The following is a 17,700-nucleotide window of genomic DNA, read 5'->3' as shown; positions in this document are numbered from 1 at the left end:
AAAGGTGCCTGGTGATTTTTTACGTTCTACAGAGCGTAAAACCGCTTATGCGGGCTCTTTGGAACCTAGTTTTTCCTCGAATTCCTGGATTTTTTCATTGAGGAAATTTTGCGCACGGTATTTGTCTAAATCCCTCAAATCTCCCTTCAAAATATGCAGCTGAGAAATGCCCTGGCTTAATAAGCGGTCTTTCTGCACATGATAAAAGACGCTGCCTCGGGGAGTGTAAAGAACGTACCTATTGTTTCGTGGCAAATGAATATAAACATTGAACTCCACCGCGACATCTCCAGCGAGTTCTTCAATTTTGATGGCCGCCATTTCTTCCGTCGGAGAATCCGCTAAGCGCACTTCAATATCTTGGCGCGGAAAAAAAGCCATCGCGACTTCTTGGCCTTCATGCACTGACTTTCGTAAAAACTCGGCACAATCGAGAGCCCAATCTTCAAAGGGTACTTGTTTGATTTGTAAATCCATCTTTTCGCCATCCGTGACGTTCTCGCCATTTTCCTTAAGAAAACGAAAAAGCCGCTCCCGCACTTTATCCATAAAAACGGAGTCGATCTTTTTATTTTTGGACATCGCCGTAATCAGATAACCCGAAAAACGCGCCGACTGAATCACGATACAAGCGACGTTGGAGGCTTCTTCAATAAATGTTGTCGGTTGCAGGGGAGGTTTCACGCAGGCTTTTTCCAGAGCTTCCTTGGTTCCGCGCAAAATGATGGAATCCTTTTTTGTCGCTCGCGGTTCTTGCTCAATCTGCTCTGGCGTTAATGGTTGTTTTTTATTGAGGGCGGAAGGCAGAGGCGTCCAACCCATCATGGGTGCGCGCGCCTGATTTTGTCGGGTCGCCAATGGATCGACGGTTGCATTTGCAAGCATCGCTGAATGAAGAGTGCCCGCACCAAGACCGTGAGCCGCCATACCAGGTTGTGAAGTGTTCGCCGACGAAGCAAGATAAGCCGAGTTCTCGTCATTGGAAAGCATGTGCGCAAGAATACTCTGCGCATCGTGAGAAGAGAAAGAACCGCCTTCGCCCTTAATGGAAATCACGCCGTTATTGACGGCATTGAGACCACCGCGCGGAGGAGAGGTAAGTCCTTTTGCATGAAGGTCTTTGAGATATTTATTCACCGTTCTTTCAACGGCGGGACCCGTGACGGGAGGGTAGACCAAATACTCCGTCGAGCTATTGCTTAAAAGGTTGAAGGAAGCCGCAGACGATTCTTCCGTGAAGGCGATCACACACACGGGAAAGGCTTGAGTTAAAATTTTCGGAAGATTGCGCACTTTGCGATTGGGATGATCAATGCAAACCATTACGAACTGGGGTTGTTCTTGCACAAGGAAGATCAAAGCTTCTTTAAGATTGCTTGTGGATTTGATCTTCCATTCACGATTTCGTAAAAATCCTTCGACGGTTCCGAGACTCTGAGGCTGCGCCTTGATGATAAGTAACGTCTTCTTCATATTCTCTTGTTGCATGACGGACCTCGTAAAAGAATATTGTTTGTGACCTAGACTCTTAACGGTTTATTCAGGACAGCAAAGAAGTGTTTAAGAATTAAATCTGCAAAGATTGCGAAGGCTTAACGGAGCCTAGGCTAAAGTCAGCGAATCCTATGCACAGTTGTTGGATACAACAGGAGATCTTGGCGGGCACCGCAAGAGAGCTTACAATGTCTTCATGAAAAAATTCTCTCTGCACAGTCCCTCTTATTTCGTGCCTGCCGGAAAGAAACCCGAAGACTTATTCCAATGGAAGAAAGTCGATTGTGAAATTCGCAATCGCAAGGGTGAAACATTTTTCTCTATGAAAAACGTCGAAGCGCCTGAAGGCTGGTCGCAGCTTGCAATTGATATTGCCGCAAGCAAGTATTTCCGCAAAGTCGGAGTTCCCAAAACAAACCACGAACACTCCATGCGCCAACTCGTCGATCGCGTGGTGAAAGCAATCACGGCCTCCGCCTTGAAACAAGGCGGCTATTTCGCATCCAAAAAAGAGGCCGACATCTTTGCTAAAGAACTTAAGTATATTTTGCTCTCGCAAAGAGGCGCCTTTAACAGCCCGGTGTGGTTCAATGCCGGTTTGTGGGAGTCTTATAAAATTTCTTCTCCAAGTGAGCACTATGCATGGGACGAAAAGAAGAAAAAGATTTTAAACACGCACAACGCTTACGAAAGGCCGCAGTGTTCTGCGTGCTTCATCCAAAGTGTCGATGATTCCATCGAAGGAATTTTTGATCTCGCGAAAACCGAAGCGAAGCTGTTTAAGTACGGTTCCGGCACAGGAAGTAACTTTTCGAAAATCCGCAGCCGCTATGAACAGACCAGCGCGGGCGGACTGAGCTCGGGACTTCTTTCGTTCCTCGAGGTTTTAGACAAAGGCGCGGGAGCCATCAAATCCGGCGGCACCACTCGGCGTGCAGCGAAGATGGTCGTTGTGGATATTGATCATCCCGAAGTTCTCGACTTTATCGAGTGGAAAATGCGCGAAGAAAAGAAAGCGCACATGTTGATCGCCGCAGGTCTTAGTGCCGAGTTTGAAGGCGAAGCTTACAGAACCGTTTCGGGCCAAAATGCCAACAACTCCGTAAGATTGACGGATGCTTTCTTGAAGGCTGTGGAAAAAGACAGCCCGTGGAAACTCAAAGCGCGTGTTACCGGGAAAACGATGCGTGAGTTGCCGGCTGCGGAGGTTTGGAAAAAAATCACTCATGCCGCGTGGATGTGCGCGGATCCTGGCGTGCAGTTTCACAATACGATTAATAAATGGCATACGTGCCCGAATACGGACGATATTAATTCGAGCAACCCGTGTTCGGAGTACATGTTCCTGGATGATTCCGCGTGCAACCTTTCATCGATTAATCTCGTTAGATTTTTGGGTGAAGATGGAAATTTCGACTTTGAATCTTTTATTCATACAGCCCGCACACTCTTTGTCGCGCAGGAAATTCTTGTCGATTACTCAAGCTATCCGACAGAGAAGATCGCGCAGAACTCGCATGACTATCGTCCTTTAGGATTGGGGTTTGCAAATCTGGGAAGTCTGTTGATGCGTAAGGGAATTCCTTACGACAGCGATGAGGGACGTGCGTGGGCGGGCGCTTTGACCGCTCTTATGAGCGGTGTGGCTTATCTTACAAGTTCCGAGATGGCGCGTGCGAAAGGCCCGTTTGCCGGCTTTAAGAAAAATCGCGCACCGATGTTGCGAGTGATGAAGATGCACGAAAGTGCTCTTAAAGATGTGGCGTGGTCGTTTCTTCCGCACGGCTTGGATAAAGCGGTAAAAAATCTTTGGAAGGGCGTGATCTATAACGGTGGCAAGCACGGTTATAGAAACTCTCAAGCGACGGTGATTGCGCCCACCGGAACTATTGGTTTGCTGATGGATTGTGATACGACGGGAATTGAGCCGGATTTCTCTTTGATCAAGTACAAGAAACTTGTCGGCGGCGGAGAGATTCAAATCGTCAATCAAGCGGTAGAACCCGCTTTGCGAACATTGGAATACACCGACGAAGAGATCGCAGAGATTATCAAATACGTGGAAGAGCATAACACCGTTGTGGGCAGCTCTGCCATTCATGGTGAAGACATCAGTGTCTTTGACTGTGCGGCGGGCGTGCAGGGCAGCCGTGTGCTTTCACCTGAAAGTCACGTGAAGATGATGGCGGCCGTGCAACCGTTTATCAGCGGTGCCATTTCCAAAACCGTCAATCTGCCGAACAGTGCGACGGAAGAGGACATCAGCCAGATCTATATGCTCGCATGGAAACTGGGTCTTAAAGCGGTCGCGGTTTATCGTGACGGCAGTAAGCAGAGCCAGCCTCTAAATATGCAAAAACCTAAGAAATCCGAGGAGCCCGCGGTCCCTAATTTCACGATGAAATGTCCCGAATGTGGAAGCGACACGGTGCTCACAAGTGGTTGTTATCGTTGTCCTAACTGCGGCACGACGGTCGGGTGCTCGTAATCTTTCTTTTCAGCGGGCTTAGCTTAGGGTAAGCTCGCTTCCTCAGGTACACGTATAAAGGACGACATTATGTCTAAAAAAGATATTTTTGGTGATGATATTGAAGAAACAAAAGACATGGCGAGTTTTGAGCAACTTTTCGCTCAATCAGATAAAGGCCTTGATCGCCGTCTTCGCGTAGGCGATGAAATCCGCGCAGAAATTCTTTCTATCGGTAAAGAAGAGGCTTTTGTTTCTACCGGCACTCCTGTGGACGGCATGATTTTCACAAGAGATTTGATGGATGAAAACAAAGAAGTAAAATACAAAGTCGGCGACATCATCGACTGCGTTGTCACAGCCATCAAAGGCGGCGAAGTTCGTCTTGCAAAACGTGGCGCTAAAGGTGCGACGACAGATTCATTGGAAGACGCGTTTGACATGGAACTTCCTGTTGAAGGTCGCGTGACAGAGACTTGCAACGGCGGTTTCCGCGTGAACGTTCAAGGTAAAACGGCGTTCTGTCCTATCAGCCAAATCGATATGAAGTTTGCAACAGACGCAAGTGAATACGTTGGTAAAAAGTTTGAATTCTTGATCACACAATTCGACAAGCGCAACATCGTGGTTTCTCGCCGTCGTTTGCTCGAGCTGCAAAGAGCCGAAAACGAAGGCACGTTCATGCTGAAGCACCAGCCGGGCGCTTTGCTTGACGGTAAAGTGGTGCGCTTGGAGCGCTTCGGTGCTTTCGTTGAATTGGAGCCGGGGATTGAGGGCTTGGTTCACGTCTCTGAATTGGCGTGGTCCCGCGTAAACGATCCGCATGAGATTGTCTCCGTTGGTCAAAACCTCACAGTAAAACTTTTGAAAACGGAAGAGATCGACGGCAAATTGAAAATTTCGTTGTCGTTGAAACAAGCCGATGGCGAAGGCAATCCTTGGTTGTCCGTGCCGCAAAAATTCCCTGTGGGAACGGTTGTAAAAGGCAAAGTTGAAAAGAAAGAGACTTACGGTCTTTTCGTCAACATCGCTCCGGGCGTGACAGGTCTTTTGCCAAAATCAAAATGGCGCGACTCTGTGGAGGCTTCCCAATTCGAAAACAAAAAGCGCGGTGACGAGATCACAGTGCAAGTCGATCAAATTCTTTTCGAAGAAAAGAAGATCTCTTTGGGGCTTCCAGGCGAAGTCGAAGACACAAGCTGGAAATCTCATACATCCTCCGCAAACGGCTTCGGCTCTTTAGGGGATGCGTTTAAGAATTTGAATATCAAACCTAAGTAAAAGGTTGCGATTCGAAAACTAAAAAGCCGCTGCAAAACAGCGGCTTTTTTAGTTCAAGCTATTGAAGATTCTTAATCCAAAAAATCAAAGCCATCTCGGCCATGTATTGGTGGCGGCGCTCGCGCATATTCGCGGTTTTGTAGGGAGTTGTGATGATGTCTTTGATTTTGCGACCGCGATATTCGAGACTGACTTCGCAGCTGTGCTCGTCCTTGGGAAGAACATGCAAGTGCAGATCCGCCGGACTTTTAGCGGCGCGCGATTTTGAGAAGCTCCACATTTGTTCGCTCATATACGTGCGCAGAACGGGCATCAAACGGTTCATCAAGAAAGATCCGGTCACCTCATCAATCACACAAATGGACTGGATCGGCTTAACGATTTCGGCGAAATGCTGGGCGGGATCTTTTTGATCGCGCACGATTGTACAAAACTGCAAAGCCTCACTCAATTTTTCAATGACAGGTTCCATCTCTTTTTCGCGCGAACTTAAGTAAGACAGCTTCACTTCCACATAAGGCAGATGCACGCGATATCCTTTTTCGACGTCGACACCTTGAAGAACTTCTTCAGCAATGACGGCGACATCGGATTCACCGACGCCCATGGTGTCCCAGCTTCTTGTAATCCGAGGATCAAGATGCTTCGTATTTTCATCGAGCCAAAATGAAATGGAGGAACCCCAAACCGCTTCAATCTCGCGCGGTGGTCCCGGCAGAACGAAAACAGTTTTGCCGTGAACCTGCAACTGAAACGCATTGGCGGTGCCTTGCGAGTTAAAAAGAACCTTGGCGCCTTCGGGAAAATAACATTGCTGGCGTTGAATATCTTTGACGACATAACCGCGCGAAGTAAGACGTTCATTCACGTGCTTCCAGGAAGTTTCATCAAACTTTAAAGGCAAACCCGCCCACTCCGCGACGATATCGCGCGTGAAATCATCAGAGGTGGGGCCAAGACCTCCCGTAATAAACAGAACGTCTCCGTGAGCGGCGATGAATTCAATCCCTTCGCGCATCAAAGCGCGCTCATCAGGTACGACAAGATGAGACGTCGTCGTAATACCGGCGTCTTTCAACTGTTTTGAAATCCACGAGGCATTTTGATTTACAATCTGTCCGTCCGTGAGTTCAGTACCAATACCGAGAATGGATGCTTTCATGGAATACTCCAAAAACTAAGGGCTGAAAACAAGAGTGAGATAAACAAGGAACATCGTCAAATGCACCGCGCCCTCCAACAACGTTGTTCTTTTGTTAGAAAAGGTGAGCGTGCTTAAAAGCAAAGTCACGGCTAACAACGTCATCTCCGTGGGCTTTAATCCCAAAACAACCGGCTGGCCCGTGACCAAACCGATAATCAGAACGGCGGGAACCGTAAGACCTACCGTGGACGCCGCAGAACCCAGGCAAAGATTGATAGCTCTTTGCAGATCATTGCGAGCCACGGCTTTCAAAGAGCTGATCGCTTCTGACGTAAAAACAATCGCGGCAACAACCACACCACCCAAAGCGGCCGGTAAATTCAAAACGCTGATACCATGATCCAGAATTTTCGCAAGACTCTTCGACAACAACACGATCGGAAGAATGTGCGCGAGCAAAAGAAGCGTGTGCTTAAAGACAGTGTGTTTAGCGATGGTGACGGGGTCTTCATTCGAGTGATCCGCCTTGGTCGCCTCCAAAGCATCCGGATGAACGTAAAAAGATTTGTGCCGCCCGGTTTGAGTGATTAGGAAAATTCCGTAAAGCACGATCGTGAAAATCGAAAAGGCCACGGACTGCAACGTCGTCAAAGTCCCACCCTCCGTTGACGTCGTAAAGTTCGGAAGGATCAAGGGCACGGTTGTTAACGGAATCAAAACAGCCAAATAAGAAGCGGAACCTTGCAAGTTATAAGACTGCTCGCGATATTTGTAGCCGCCGATAAGAAGTCCCAGACCGACAACGCCATTCATGATAATCATCAAAACAGCAAACATCGTGTCACGACCCAATGTCGGAGCCGCCTTGGCTCCCAACATCACGGCGGCGACAAGAGCCACCTCAATAATAACGATCGAGAGAGTAAGAATCAGAGTTCCCTGTGGTTCGCCAAGAAGAGCGGCCAATTCCTCCGCTTCATGAACGACGCCAAAAGCCGACCATAGAATGACCGAGAAAACCCACAAAAAAAGTCCCGTTAAAACGACCGGAGAATCGAGATTGGAGAGCCAAGTCGAACCAAAGATGAAAAAACACAGAACAGATGCCCACGCAATCACGAGCCGGACGAGAGAGACTTTTTGCATATTCCTCCTGAAAAAGTGAGATTAATATTTACTTAAGGCTTCGTCTGGATAGGAGTCCAGGTGCTCCCGCTGAGTCATTGCGAAATGGCCCAAATGCGGCGCATTATTGTGGTCAAAACCTTGCCCGTGAGGGCGTCTCTCAATAGATTCTCGCGTTGAATAAGAGTTCTATTTGAGCCCAAGGAGTCACCATGTCTTTCAATTGGAAAGAGTTTGATCTTTACAATCCAACACCTGAACACGCCATGTTGCGTGAGACTGTAAAAGCTTTTACGGAAGCAGAGATCGAACCTCAAGCTCACGAATACGATCGTTCCGAAAAATTCAACCTCGGCCTTTTCAAAAAAATCGGTGAGCTGGGTCTTTTGGGTATCACCGTTCCTGAACAGTTCGGCGGCGCTGGAATGGATGCAACAGCGGCAGCGATCGTACATGAAGAATTATCAGCATCTGACCCGGGTTTTTGTTTGGCGTATCTTGCCCACTCCATGCTTTGCGTGAACAACATCGCTGTGAACGGCAGTGATGATCAACGTCATCGCGTTTTGCCGAAATTGTGTTCTGGCGAATGGGTCGGTTCGATGGCGATGTCAGAACCTGCCGTGGGCACTGACGTTTTGGGCATGCAAACGAAAGCCGTCAAGCACGGCAACGAATACATCATCAATGGCCGCAAGATGTGGATCACAAACGGAACGATTGATGAAAACAACACGCCTTGCGATCTTGTTTTAGTTTACGCAAAAACGGGTGAAAAACACGGTCGCGCATTGATCTCCACTTTCCTTGTTGAAAAAGATCACAAAGGTTTCGCTGTAGGCCAAAAAATCAAAGACAAGTTGGGCATGCGCGGCTCGAACACGGCGGAGCTTGTTTTCCAAGACTGCCATGTTCCAGAGACAGCACTTGTCGGCCATGAAGGCGACTCAATGTTGCACATGATGAGAAATCTTGAGATCGAGCGTCTGACGTTGGCAGCGATGAGCATCGGTATCGCTCGGCGCTCTATCGAAATCATGAATCGTTATGCGGTTGAGCGTGAGGCGTTCGGCAAATCCATCAACCACTTCGGCCAAGTTCAGCGCTACATCGCTGACAGCTATGCGGAATACAAAGCAGCACGCTCTTACGTTTACGAGACAGCCCGTCGCATGGATCTGAACAAAGAAGGAAATCGCCTGGATTCAGACGGTGTGAAACTTGTGGCGACGACAATGGCGAAAAACGTGGCAGACCGTGCGATCCAAGTATTGGGCGGTTACGGTTACGTCGGCGAGTACGTTGTGGAAAGACTTTGGAGAGATGCAAAGCTTCTTGAAATCGGCGGCGGGACTTTGGAAGCGCACCAAAAGAATATCACACGTGACTTGGCGAAAAACCCTGAGTCATTGTACAAGTAAGGCGATTTAAAAATGTTTCCATACGGGCCCGAATTGGCGATCAATGCCAACCTCAAAGTGCACCATCAACTGATTCTTGAGAAAATCGGGCCTTTGCTCACAGACGAGCGCCGACAAAAAATCGAGCGCGTCGTTGCTCTTCGTAATTTCGATACGGCTGTTGTTTTGGAAGGCATCTATGATCGCGGAAATATTTCCGCCGTCATGAGAAGTGCGGAAGGCTTGGGCTTCGGCAATTTCCACGTGATTGAAACGCAGGAAAAATTCAAAGAGGCCAACCGTGTCACTCAAGGCGCCGACAAATGGGTCGAAGTTCAGAAGTGGAAAAAAACCGCCGACTGTGTGCAGACTTTGAAAAAACAAGGTTACAAAATCTGTGTGACTCATCTGGATGCGAAATCCAAACCTCTTCATGAGATCGATTTTTCCGGTAAAGTCGCTTTGGTTCTCGGGAACGAGAAAGACGGTGTCACTCCGGAAATGATTGCGGCGGCGGATGAAACGATCATCATTCCGATGTCAGGCTTTGTGCAAAGTTTTAATATCTCTGTGGCAGGGGCGTTAAGCCTTTATCATATTTCGCAAGATCGTATGAAGCGTTTGGGTTCCAACGCTTCATTAAACGATGAAGAGCAGGCGATTTTGCGCGCGCACTACTATATGCGCACGCAGGACTCCGCGACTCAATATCTTGAAGAGATGTTTGCGCGCGGTCTTCTTAAAGCTTAAATCTGATTATTTAGTGCCCGGCGCGCTTTTGTTGTACGAGCCGCCCGCGGATTTTTTCTTGCGAGCCATTTTTTCGTAATAAGCGACATTCTTATCTAGACTTTTCTGCAACTCAGAAGAGGACACGTTTCGACATTTCAAAAGGGCATCGATCGTGTCTTGCGGATCATACTTGTTTTGATATTCGCCCATAACACTATTCATTCTTTTCAGCAGATCTTTTTTAACAACGGAAAGACTTTTATCGTCGAGCGCCGCGCGGGGGTCGACGGCGTTTTTCTTTTGATCGGAGGTTACTTCGGCATAATCAATGTTACCGAGTTCTCCGTTTTTTCGAAAACTCAGTTTACGAAAGAATGGCGTCGGATGATTTTCTAAACGTATAACGACGTCTTTATCGGCGAAGGTATTGTCTGTTACATAAATGGATTTCTGAGTGACGAAGTAGAGCTTCTTACCTGACGGCACAAGAATCGGCGTCGGTGTTTCGATGCTCAGTTTATTGCTTTGGCCTTCGGATTTGCCGTCAAGGGCTTCGTGACATTGTATGAGCTGATTGAGCTCTTGCGATGCGTGAGCTTGCAGGGAAAAAAGACCAAGAAACAAGAAGCTGCAGATAAATGTCTTCATTGCTTTAGGATAGAGATATTCCGAGATCCTTTCGAGTCCAGAATAAGGAAGTGTTGTTTGCGGGCGCAAATTCCTCTAGGATTTTCGGTAAGGGAGGACTATGAAAGCATCGTTGATATTCATCTTGTTGTTCGTGACCGCTTGTGCGGAGAAAAAAATCGCCCAAGAACACTCAGGTCCGTCGGAATCGTCTCCAAAATCCTCTTTCTTTATGACTCGACCTCAGCCAACGGAGCCCGTGGAGCTGGTCTTTGAAAAAGAGCGTGCGGGGGCTAAGCCCAATAACTACCGCAAGAATGATGAATTGAAGATGTCAGGCAGTGCGATGTTTGGACCAAAGGCTTTAAAAGTGATTGCAAAGCCGACAAAAAAGAACAAGTCCATTCTGCATATTTTTGATCTGCGCCAGGAGTCTCACGGTTTGATCAACGATATTCCCGTGACTTGGCAAGCCGACCGCGACTGGGCCAATGCTGATTTAAATCATGATGAGGCGGTCCGACGTGAAAGACGCCTTCTTGGGGACCTTCGCGTTGGCGAAAGAATCGCCGGGCAAGAGATTAAAAGTATCGAAACGGAAGAGAGCATGGTTCGCAGCAGCGGCCATCAGTATGTGCGTTTGACGGTGACGGACCATGTACGCCCGGTGGATTCGGAAGTGGATCGTTTTATCGAGGCGGTTCAAGCGTTGCCTGAAAACTCTTGGATTCACTTCCATTGTCGCGCCGGCAAGGGTCGTACAACGACGTTTATGGTTCTTTATGAAATGCTTCTTCGCGCGAAATACTCGGAATTTGACGAGATCATCAATAAGAATACGAAACTCAGCAATGACTATGACGTCATAGCAGTTGGCGACCCGAAAGAATGGAAGTATCCTTATCAGAAAGAGCGTGCGGATTTCGTTCGCAATTTCTATGAATACGCCAAAGCTCATCCGCGCGGTGAGGGGATGACGTGGTCAGAATGGGTGAGACAGAAATGAAAAAGCTATTTCTAGTATCCGTGTTGATTTTTATCAGTGCCTGCGCAACACAACCGAAAGACGAATTGTCTTTTGACGAAGTTCAACAAAAATCGACCTCTTCGGGCGCGACGAAAAGGTCTTCGCGCGCGGAATCTGCGCCTTCGGAAGCGCCGGCCAAAGCCAGTTCGATCGTTGTCGATGCCGGCGACGTTGCTGTGCTGGAGAAAATGAACAAAGCCGTCGAATCTTACGTTCTTAAAAACGAAAAGAAAAACTTTACCCGTCTTTGCAAAGACAAACGCTTTGATTGCACGGTTGACGATAAGATTTATCCTAAGGGCAAAAAGAAAGTCGCACGAACGGTGCCTCCTTATGCAAGCGGCTCTAAGATGGGCTTGCAAGGGGAGAAACGTGTGCAAGTGAAGTACGATTTTTATCCTTAGTTCTTGCGCAGAATGATGGATTTCATCAAAGGCTCTTGATCGGGGAGTTCAAAATCAAGTCCCTGATTGGGAGCCGGCAGAATCTTAAATGAAAAGTCTTTCTTGAGCTTATTCAAACGCAAATGTAAGTCGCCGGTCGTCCACTTTTCATAGTTCGTACAGAACAAAAGCAGTCCGTTCTTTTCCAGGCAATACATGCAATTAATCAACAGCTCGTCGAAGTTTTTACTAATTGAAAAAACGCCATTTTTAGAACGACCAAAAGAAGGCGGGTCGCAAATAATCAGTCCGAATTTTCTTTTGCGACGGATGGTGCCCTTAAGGAAGAGAAGGCAGTCTTGCACCCAGAACTCGTAGTTCTCGGCTTCGGGATCCAAACCGTTGAGTTTGAAATTCTCTTTACTCCAGTCGATAAAGTTTTGAGAAACGTCGACGGTACAAACTTCTTGCGCACCGGCTAGCGCCGACACAACGCTAAAGCCGCTTGTGTACGAGAATAAATTAAGCACACGTCGATCTTGCGCGTGCTCTTGCACCCACAAACGATTCTCGCGCTGATCCAAGAAAAGGCCTGGCGACAAACCCGAGTCCGTGCGCAGTTCATACTTCACGCCATTTTCTTTTGCAGTCCAACGGGGAGCTGTGTTGCCGATCTTCCAAAGAATTTCGGCGTTAGGATCTTCCCCGCGGTTGAGCATCTTGCGCACAAGAATTTTCTTTTGATGTTTCTTTGCGAGTTTTTCAAAACGCAGAAGATCTTGCACCGTGGGATCAGACTCTTTGTACCAATAGACCCATAGGTATTCGCCGTATTGGTCAATGCGGTACGTATCCAGTTCGCGGTGACTTAAACGTAAGGATTCGTCTTTTAATTCCGAGAATTTATACAGACGCTCGCGACGTTGAAAAGCTTCTGCCAAAGTAAGGTCTTCCAGTTGTGAAGGATCATCACTCACGGCCCATTCCGGCCAATCTGTTTCAAAGTCGATTTGTTGACCGCGCAATGCAAACTTCAAAGACAAAGAATGCAAACAAAGACGGAAGTACGGAGAGCCGTTGTGATCTTCATCTCCCAAAATAGGCATGCCGCTCGCTTCCGCGTGCAAACGAATTTGGTGCGGCTTTCCCGTGTGCGGGACAGCTTCCCAAAGTTCATAAGGGCCCAGGCTTTTGAGCCACTTAAACGACGTCTTCGCGTTCGGTTCGTTGCTGGGGGTGCTGACGAATTGGTTTTTCTCTTTTGTAATCGTCGATTCGTAGGTGAATTCTTTAATTCCGATTTTCTTGTCAGTTAGCAGAAGATATTTTTTTGCGACCTTGTGTTGCTCAAAGAGCTGCGTGATTTCAGTGGCCAGCTCCGGAGAAGTAGGAAACACCAGCGCGCCCGATGTCGCTTTATCCAGACGGTGAACGACGTAAAGCTTTCGATCCAATTCATCTTCATAAATCTCTACGCAACCGCGCTGACCGTATTCAGGCGTATGGGTGTTGAGGCCAGCTATCTTGTCAACGAAAATGCAGCCGGCTGTCTCTGTGTATCGAAGCTTAATCACACGTGTCATCGGCCTACTATAATCCGGTTTTCATTGAGGGTCATCGGTATATTCGCTAGAAATTATAGCTGGACCTTGCCTCCCTCAAACAGTCCTCGCTCGTTATGTTAGGTGATGGCTTCCGCCGGTGGATTTTGCCTCGCTGCGGAACTCGGGATTCAAGATCCAGCTATAATTTCTAGCGAATAACGGAGAACCGTATGAAAAACCTGATGATAGTAGTCCTTTTAGTAATGCCTTTTTTGGCGGGATGTGGAATTCAATCTTTGCCGCAAGGGAAGAATATGACTGAGGCGGCTTTGGCTGAGGTGAATAACCAGTACAAACGTCGTGCTGATTTGATTCCTAATCTTGTGAATGTTGTTAAAGGGTATGCGAAGCATGAGCAAGAGACTTTGACACAAGTGACGGAGGCGCGTGCAAAAGCGACGGCGACGCAGATTGATCCTTCGAAGGTGAGTCCCGAACAATTGGCGAAGTTTCAACAAGCACAGTCCGGGCTTTCGCAAGCTTTGGGGCGCTTGATGGTTGTTGCGGAGAAATATCCTGATTTGAAAGCGGATCAGAACTTCCGCGATCTTCAAGCGCAACTTGAAGGCACAGAAAATCGCATCACAATTGCTCGTCAAAGATATATCGAAGCGATCAAAGAGTTTAACAATCTTGTGACGGTTCCTCCAACAAGCTGGACAAACTCGATCATGTATCATTTCGAAAAAATGCCTCAATGGGATATGACAGCGGAAGAAAAAGCTCAGGCGGAAAAAGCGCCTGAAGTTAAATTCTAGTCGCGGAAGATTTGAATCTGATGCGCGCAATCGCTCTTTCTTTTTTATTATTCTTTTTCGGCCTGAGTTTTTCTGCTTGGGCCAAATTTGATCCGCCTCCTTTGTCAGGTCCCGTGATTGATGAGGTGGGATTTCTCACTCGCAATGACCGTCAAGAATTGATGCAGCTTCTTTACGATTTCAATCGTCGCGGGGTAGCGCAAGTTCAGGTCTTGATCGTTCCCGATTTGCAGGGAATTCCAATCGAGCAGGCTTCTATTGAAATCACGGATCAATGGCAGTTGGGGGATAAAAAGAAAGACAACGGTGTTTTATTTTTGATCTCGGCGCAAGAGCGTGCAATGCGCATCGAAGTCGGGCAGGGCCTTGAAGGCGCTATTCCTGATATTTACGCAAAACGAATTATCAGCGATCAGGTCATTCCGCTTTTCCGAGCGAAAAGATATTCCGCGGGTGTCGTCGTCGGTGTTCACGAAATTCTGCGTCTTGCAGATAAAGAATTCGCCGATGAAAAACAACTTCAAGAAAATGATTCCAAAGGCGGCGGAGACATTCCTGTCTTTGTCATCATCGCTATTCTCATCATCATCTCCATCTTAGGTCGTTTCGGCGGCGGTCGCGGTCGTTACTATCGTGGTGGCGGTGGCTGGGGCGGAGGCACCTTCGGCGGCGGAGGTTGGGGCTCCGGTGGTAGTGGTGGCGGCTGGTCCGGCGGTGGCGGGGGATTCTCGGGAGGCGGCGCCTCGGGTAACTGGTGACGGCTGTTGAAAAAGGCCCAACACCGGTGATTTCAATTGCTGATGCAACAACGTTGGCGAAAGGCGCTGTGCAAGTCGGCGCAGGTATCGCTGTCTCTGCCGGAACGATCACCGCGGACCCTGCGAACTTCCCTTCGGCAGTTCCTGTTAGTAAAGGCGGTACAGGCTCAACGGGTCTGACTGCAAATAGATTATTAGTTTCAAATGCAAGCGGATCGGCCATCATTCCATTCAACTGCAGCGTCGGTCAGCTTGTGACGTTTGATGCTTCAGGCATTATGGGTTGCACGAGCTACTCTTCTTCAGGAATGTTCGCCAATGGCGGAAACTCTTTTGCTGCAGCCGCCGTTTTAGGAACAAACGATTCCAACACTCTCGCGTTTGAAACAGCCGGCACAACACGTATGACGATTCTCACCGATGGTAAAGTGGGTATCGGCACGGCGACACCAGGCTACCGTTTGGATGTCTTATCAACATCAACCGCCGGCGCACTCAATGCCTCTATTCGCGGGCAAGCGCCTAATTTGAGTCTTCCTTTCTCAACCTCTGAAAATGCAGGTGTCTATGGTGAGACCAGCGCTAACTACTGGCCTGGAGGATTCAGCTCCAATGTTTCAGCCGTTCGCGGTGAGGCAGATTGCAGTATCAACTCAAATAGTAGTTGTGACGGAATTTATGGAGGCTATTTTTCAGTAGAAAACACCAGCACGCAGACAAACAACAACTTTAAATACGGTGCCGGCGTTTTTGCAGATGCATTTATCAACAGCGCCGCGGGTACCGTCACAACAGTGGATGGTATGTCGACACGCGTGCGCAATACAGGCGGTACCGTCACGACGGCGCGCGGCCTTAACGTCAAAACTCCTACAAATACGGGAACAGTTTCTGAATACGTCGGTATTAATATCGAGACTTCTGATGGCGTGACCGGTCTTACAGGGAACTATGCTTTTAAATACAACGGTCCTCGCGCCTTCGTGATCGAATCCAATGGTGAAGTCGGCTTGGGCACGACAGCGCCATCAACGGCCCTGGAAGTTGTCGACACGACAGCAACTGCGAGCCGTGGAATCAGCTCTACACAATATTCTTCCGTCAATCCGGGAGGACTTATTCAAACTCGAGGGGCCCGCGGGACAGCAAGCGCTCCGACAGCTCTGCAAACGAACGACTCTTATGGTTGGTATGCCTTTAACGGATACAACGGCTCGGCCTTTACAGCTCAAGCGCAACCTCCTGGTATCAACGCCATCGCGACGGAGAACTGGAGCACAACAGGTCATGGAACTTCTCTGCGAATCGTGACAACTCCAAATGGCGCGACAAACGGTCAAGAAAGAATTCGTGTCGACCAAAACGGAAATGTCGGCATTAATACCGCGGCACCGACTGCGAAGTTGGAAGTCGCAGGCGACGCTAAGGTGACGGGAAATCTTTATGGTGCCGTGAAAGACACGTCAGGAAATGCTTTGCGCTCTTGCGTGGGAACAAGCAACAACACCGGCTGGGTTTATTACGCTGTCGATGTGGGTGGCACTGGCAACTGTGGTGCGTACTTGGATGTAAACACATCTGCCTGCGGATTTACTTCTATCTTTAACTATTTTACGACGCTTCATGCGGGTGGCTCGCACTGGGCCTCTTATGGTGCGACCTCTGTCTACAGCGCAACTCCCACTGGCTTTCGTGTGTACGTCAACTTGATGGGAAATTGGACATCCACTTGTAATACTACGGGTCCCTTGCCTCACAACAACTTCAATTTTGCGATCAAGTGGATGGGTGTCGGTCAATAATTTTTGTACACAACACTTCTTGTAGTCACACCAAACAAAGACTGGTATAAAAGTTTTTATGCCATTGACGTCTCTCGAAGAACGTTTTCGTATACACGCTTCAAATATTTGCGCTCTTGTAGAGGAAGAAGGGATCGTCATTCGTCCTCACGCTCGGCATGGACTTCCTTTTTTTAATTTGCTAAACGACGATGAAAAACTGCAAGTGATTCGCGACTTGCAGCAATATTACCAAATTTGTTTGGATGTTAAGATGAACGGCCGTTCATTGCGCGACACAAAGTTTTTCACACTCAAGGCGTTAGAGCGGCATGGCTTCGCCGTGGATCCGGACCTTCTCGATAAAATCGAATCGAATCATCTCGTTGAATTTTACAACTTTTTACAAACGCAGATTTTCCGGACTTTGCTTTTCTTTGAGGTAGGCAGCTACACCCTGGAAGATCTGTACTGTCGTAAGTGGTATAATCTTTACGAACGCACTCCTGCCGACCAGGCCGCCATTGAAAAAACAGCGGCAGAGCTTTTCGCGCAGAAAAAAACGATTCGAGTGAATAATCCTGAGCACGTCATTAAAGAAAGAGATTCTTTAGAGCGTCTCTCCATTCGCAACAAACTCTTGTGGGCTTCGCCCCTCAAAAAAGAGGGCGTTGATGTGGCTGTCATCTTGATTGCGACGGCGTCTTTAGCTTAAGACTCTTCGTCGTTTGAATCAGGCTCTGTTGTTGTCGCAGTTTGAGACAGCGATTCCAAAGCCATTTCCGCGCGGGTCTTGTAACCTTTTTTCGTATTGCAGTCTTTGCATGAAGGAACGCAGTTGTTCTTATTGGACTTCCCGCCGCGTGCAATGGGAATCAGGTGATCCATGGTCAATTCCGCCGGTTTAAAACGCTCTCCGCAGTGATAGCACAGACCTTTGCCTAGCTCCTGCTTCCACCACTGACTCAAACGCAATTCACGGGCTTTCGCCTTTTCGCGCTTTTGATGTTCTGGTGAGGCCGGGGAAAAGAAATAATCCATGGGCCTGTTATAAACGAAGTCCTCCTCGCCCGCAAGAGGCAGCCGAAACTGGACGAAAGAGACCGGTTAAAACCTCAA

At 48.2% G+C, this 17,700-nt stretch carries 16 protein-coding genes; 10 read left to right on the top strand and 6 right to left on the bottom strand.

What is annotated here, in order from left to right; genetic code table 11:
- Nucleotides 1-45 precede the first annotated feature (45 nt).
- A complete protein-coding gene (locus QJS83_RS05690; RefSeq protein ID WP_284608174.1) occupies nucleotides 46-1,473 on the bottom strand; it encodes a hypothetical protein in 1,428 nt (475 codons plus the stop codon).
- A gap of 217 nt (nucleotides 1,474-1,690) precedes the next feature.
- On the opposite strand from QJS83_RS05690, the gene QJS83_RS05685 reads away from it, so the two are divergent.
- Nucleotides 1,691-3,982 (top strand): vitamin B12-dependent ribonucleotide reductase, encoded by a 2,292-nt coding sequence (locus QJS83_RS05685; RefSeq protein ID WP_284608173.1) that lies wholly within the window; start codon nucleotides 1,691-1,693, stop codon nucleotides 3,980-3,982.
- 69 nt (nucleotides 3,983-4,051) lie between these two features.
- Nucleotides 4,052-5,242, top strand: a complete 1,191-nt coding sequence (locus QJS83_RS05680; RefSeq protein WP_284608172.1) for a S1 RNA-binding domain-containing protein — start codon at nucleotides 4,052-4,054, stop codon at nucleotides 5,240-5,242.
- Nucleotides 5,243-5,300: 58 nt separating this feature from the next.
- Here QJS83_RS05680 and QJS83_RS05675 read toward each other — a convergent pair whose 3' ends face one another.
- The gene (locus QJS83_RS05675) at nucleotides 5,301-6,404 is read right to left on the bottom strand and encodes a competence/damage-inducible protein A (protein WP_284608171.1); all 1,104 of its coding nucleotides are present in this window, start codon (nucleotides 6,402-6,404) and stop codon (nucleotides 5,301-5,303) included.
- Between the two features lie 15 nt (nucleotides 6,405-6,419).
- Nucleotides 6,420-7,532 (bottom strand): calcium:cation antiporter, encoded by a 1,113-nt coding sequence (locus tag QJS83_RS05670; protein WP_284608170.1) that lies wholly within the window; start codon nucleotides 7,530-7,532, stop codon nucleotides 6,420-6,422.
- 191 nt (nucleotides 7,533-7,723) lie between these two features.
- Here QJS83_RS05670 and QJS83_RS05665 point away from each other — a divergent pair, with 191 nt between their 5' ends.
- Both QJS83_RS05665 and QJS83_RS05660 read left to right on the top strand, forming a co-directional pair.
- Nucleotides 7,724-8,932: an acyl-CoA dehydrogenase family protein gene (locus tag QJS83_RS05665; RefSeq protein WP_284608169.1), complete on the top strand. Its 1,209-nt coding sequence runs from the start codon at nucleotides 7,724-7,726 to the stop codon at nucleotides 8,930-8,932.
- 12 nt (nucleotides 8,933-8,944) lie between these two features.
- On the top strand, nucleotides 8,945-9,661 hold the full coding sequence (locus QJS83_RS05660) for a TrmH family RNA methyltransferase (protein ID WP_284608168.1): 717 nt from the start codon (nucleotides 8,945-8,947) through the stop codon (nucleotides 9,659-9,661).
- A 6-nt stretch (nucleotides 9,662-9,667) separates the two neighbouring features.
- On the opposite strand, the gene QJS83_RS05655 is transcribed toward QJS83_RS05660, so the two are convergent.
- A complete protein-coding gene (locus tag QJS83_RS05655) occupies nucleotides 9,668-10,291 on the bottom strand; it encodes a hypothetical protein (RefSeq protein ID WP_284608167.1) in 624 nt (207 codons plus the stop codon).
- Between the two features lie 100 nt (nucleotides 10,292-10,391).
- Between QJS83_RS05655 and QJS83_RS05650 the strand changes: the two genes are divergently transcribed.
- Together QJS83_RS05650 and QJS83_RS05645 are read left to right on the top strand one after the other, a co-directional pair.
- On the top strand, nucleotides 10,392-11,276 hold the full coding sequence (locus QJS83_RS05650) for a phosphatase domain-containing protein (RefSeq protein ID WP_284608166.1): 885 nt from the start codon (nucleotides 10,392-10,394) through the stop codon (nucleotides 11,274-11,276).
- A complete protein-coding gene (locus QJS83_RS05645) occupies nucleotides 11,273-11,701 on the top strand; it encodes a hypothetical protein (protein ID WP_284608165.1) in 429 nt (142 codons plus the stop codon). Before QJS83_RS05650 ends, QJS83_RS05645 begins: the two co-directional genes overlap by 4 nt.
- Here QJS83_RS05645 and QJS83_RS05640 read toward each other — a convergent pair.
- Complete coding sequence (locus tag QJS83_RS05640) at nucleotides 11,698-13,263, bottom strand: class I SAM-dependent methyltransferase (protein WP_284608164.1); 1,566 nt, start codon at nucleotides 13,261-13,263, stop codon at nucleotides 11,698-11,700. The two genes, QJS83_RS05645 and QJS83_RS05640, sit on opposite strands and share 4 nt — an antisense overlap.
- A 191-nt stretch (nucleotides 13,264-13,454) precedes the next feature.
- Here QJS83_RS05640 and QJS83_RS05635 point away from each other — a divergent pair, with 191 nt between their 5' ends.
- From QJS83_RS05635 to QJS83_RS05620, 4 genes are read left to right on the top strand one after another with little or no spacing between them, the layout of a single operon-like run.
- Entirely contained in the window at nucleotides 13,455-14,042 is a 588-nt protein-coding gene (locus QJS83_RS05635) for a LemA family protein (RefSeq protein ID WP_284608162.1), read from the top strand.
- A gap of 20 nt (nucleotides 14,043-14,062) precedes the next feature.
- On the top strand, nucleotides 14,063-14,800 hold the full coding sequence (locus tag QJS83_RS05630) for a TPM domain-containing protein (RefSeq protein WP_284608160.1): 738 nt from the start codon (nucleotides 14,063-14,065) through the stop codon (nucleotides 14,798-14,800).
- Entirely contained in the window at nucleotides 14,797-16,602 is a 1,806-nt protein-coding gene (locus QJS83_RS05625) for a hypothetical protein (RefSeq protein WP_284608159.1), read from the top strand. The genes QJS83_RS05630 and QJS83_RS05625 overlap by 4 nt, the downstream gene beginning before the upstream one ends.
- A gap of 58 nt (nucleotides 16,603-16,660) precedes the next feature.
- Nucleotides 16,661-17,296 carry a hypothetical protein gene (locus tag QJS83_RS05620; protein WP_284608158.1) on the top strand — a complete coding sequence of 212 codons (636 nt, stop codon included), beginning with the start codon at nucleotides 16,661-16,663 and terminating at the stop codon, nucleotides 17,294-17,296.
- Here QJS83_RS05620 and QJS83_RS05615 read toward each other — a convergent pair.
- A complete protein-coding gene (locus QJS83_RS05615) occupies nucleotides 17,293-17,622 on the bottom strand; it encodes an HNH endonuclease (protein WP_284608157.1) in 330 nt (109 codons plus the stop codon). The genes QJS83_RS05620 and QJS83_RS05615 overlap by 4 nt on opposite strands.
- Nucleotides 17,623-17,700 lie beyond the last annotated feature (78 nt).

The organism is Bdellovibrio sp. 22V (assembly GCF_030169785.1).
GTDB lineage: Bacteria > Bdellovibrionota > Bdellovibrionia > Bdellovibrionales > Bdellovibrionaceae > Bdellovibrio.
This window is presented reverse-complemented; position numbering and strand designations above follow the sequence as displayed.

Excerpts from the sequence above, each read along its gene's own strand:
- QJS83_RS05640 (WP_284608164.1), bottom strand. The coding sequence starts at position 13,263 with ATGACACGTGTGATTAAGCTTCGATACACAGAGACAGCCGGCTGCATT.
- QJS83_RS05635 (WP_284608162.1), top strand. The coding sequence starts at position 13,455 with ATGAAAAACCTGATGATAGTAGTCCTTTTAGTAATGCCTTTTTTGGCG.
- QJS83_RS05660 (WP_284608168.1), top strand. The coding sequence starts at position 8,945 with ATGTTTCCATACGGGCCCGAATTGGCGATCAATGCCAACCTCAAAGTG.
- QJS83_RS05670 (WP_284608170.1), bottom strand. The coding sequence starts at position 7,532 with ATGCAAAAAGTCTCTCTCGTCCGGCTCGTGATTGCGTGGGCATCTGTT.
- QJS83_RS05655 (WP_284608167.1), bottom strand. The coding sequence starts at position 10,291 with ATGAAGACATTTATCTGCAGCTTCTTGTTTCTTGGTCTTTTTTCCCTG.
- QJS83_RS05620 (WP_284608158.1), top strand. The coding sequence starts at position 16,661 with ATGCCATTGACGTCTCTCGAAGAACGTTTTCGTATACACGCTTCAAAT.
- QJS83_RS05615 (WP_284608157.1), bottom strand. The coding sequence starts at position 17,622 with ATGGATTATTTCTTTTCCCCGGCCTCACCAGAACATCAAAAGCGCGAA.
- QJS83_RS05680 (WP_284608172.1), top strand. The coding sequence starts at position 4,052 with ATGTCTAAAAAAGATATTTTTGGTGATGATATTGAAGAAACAAAAGAC.
- QJS83_RS05650 (WP_284608166.1), top strand. The coding sequence starts at position 10,392 with ATGAAAGCATCGTTGATATTCATCTTGTTGTTCGTGACCGCTTGTGCG.
- QJS83_RS05675 (WP_284608171.1), bottom strand. The coding sequence starts at position 6,404 with ATGAAAGCATCCATTCTCGGTATTGGTACTGAACTCACGGACGGACAG.
- QJS83_RS05665 (WP_284608169.1), top strand. The coding sequence starts at position 7,724 with ATGTCTTTCAATTGGAAAGAGTTTGATCTTTACAATCCAACACCTGAA.
- QJS83_RS05690 (WP_284608174.1), bottom strand. The coding sequence starts at position 1,473 with ATGAAGAAGACGTTACTTATCATCAAGGCGCAGCCTCAGAGTCTCGGA.
- QJS83_RS05630 (WP_284608160.1), top strand. The coding sequence starts at position 14,063 with ATGCGCGCAATCGCTCTTTCTTTTTTATTATTCTTTTTCGGCCTGAGT.
- QJS83_RS05645 (WP_284608165.1), top strand. The coding sequence starts at position 11,273 with ATGAAAAAGCTATTTCTAGTATCCGTGTTGATTTTTATCAGTGCCTGC.
- QJS83_RS05685 (WP_284608173.1), top strand. The coding sequence starts at position 1,691 with ATGAAAAAATTCTCTCTGCACAGTCCCTCTTATTTCGTGCCTGCCGGA.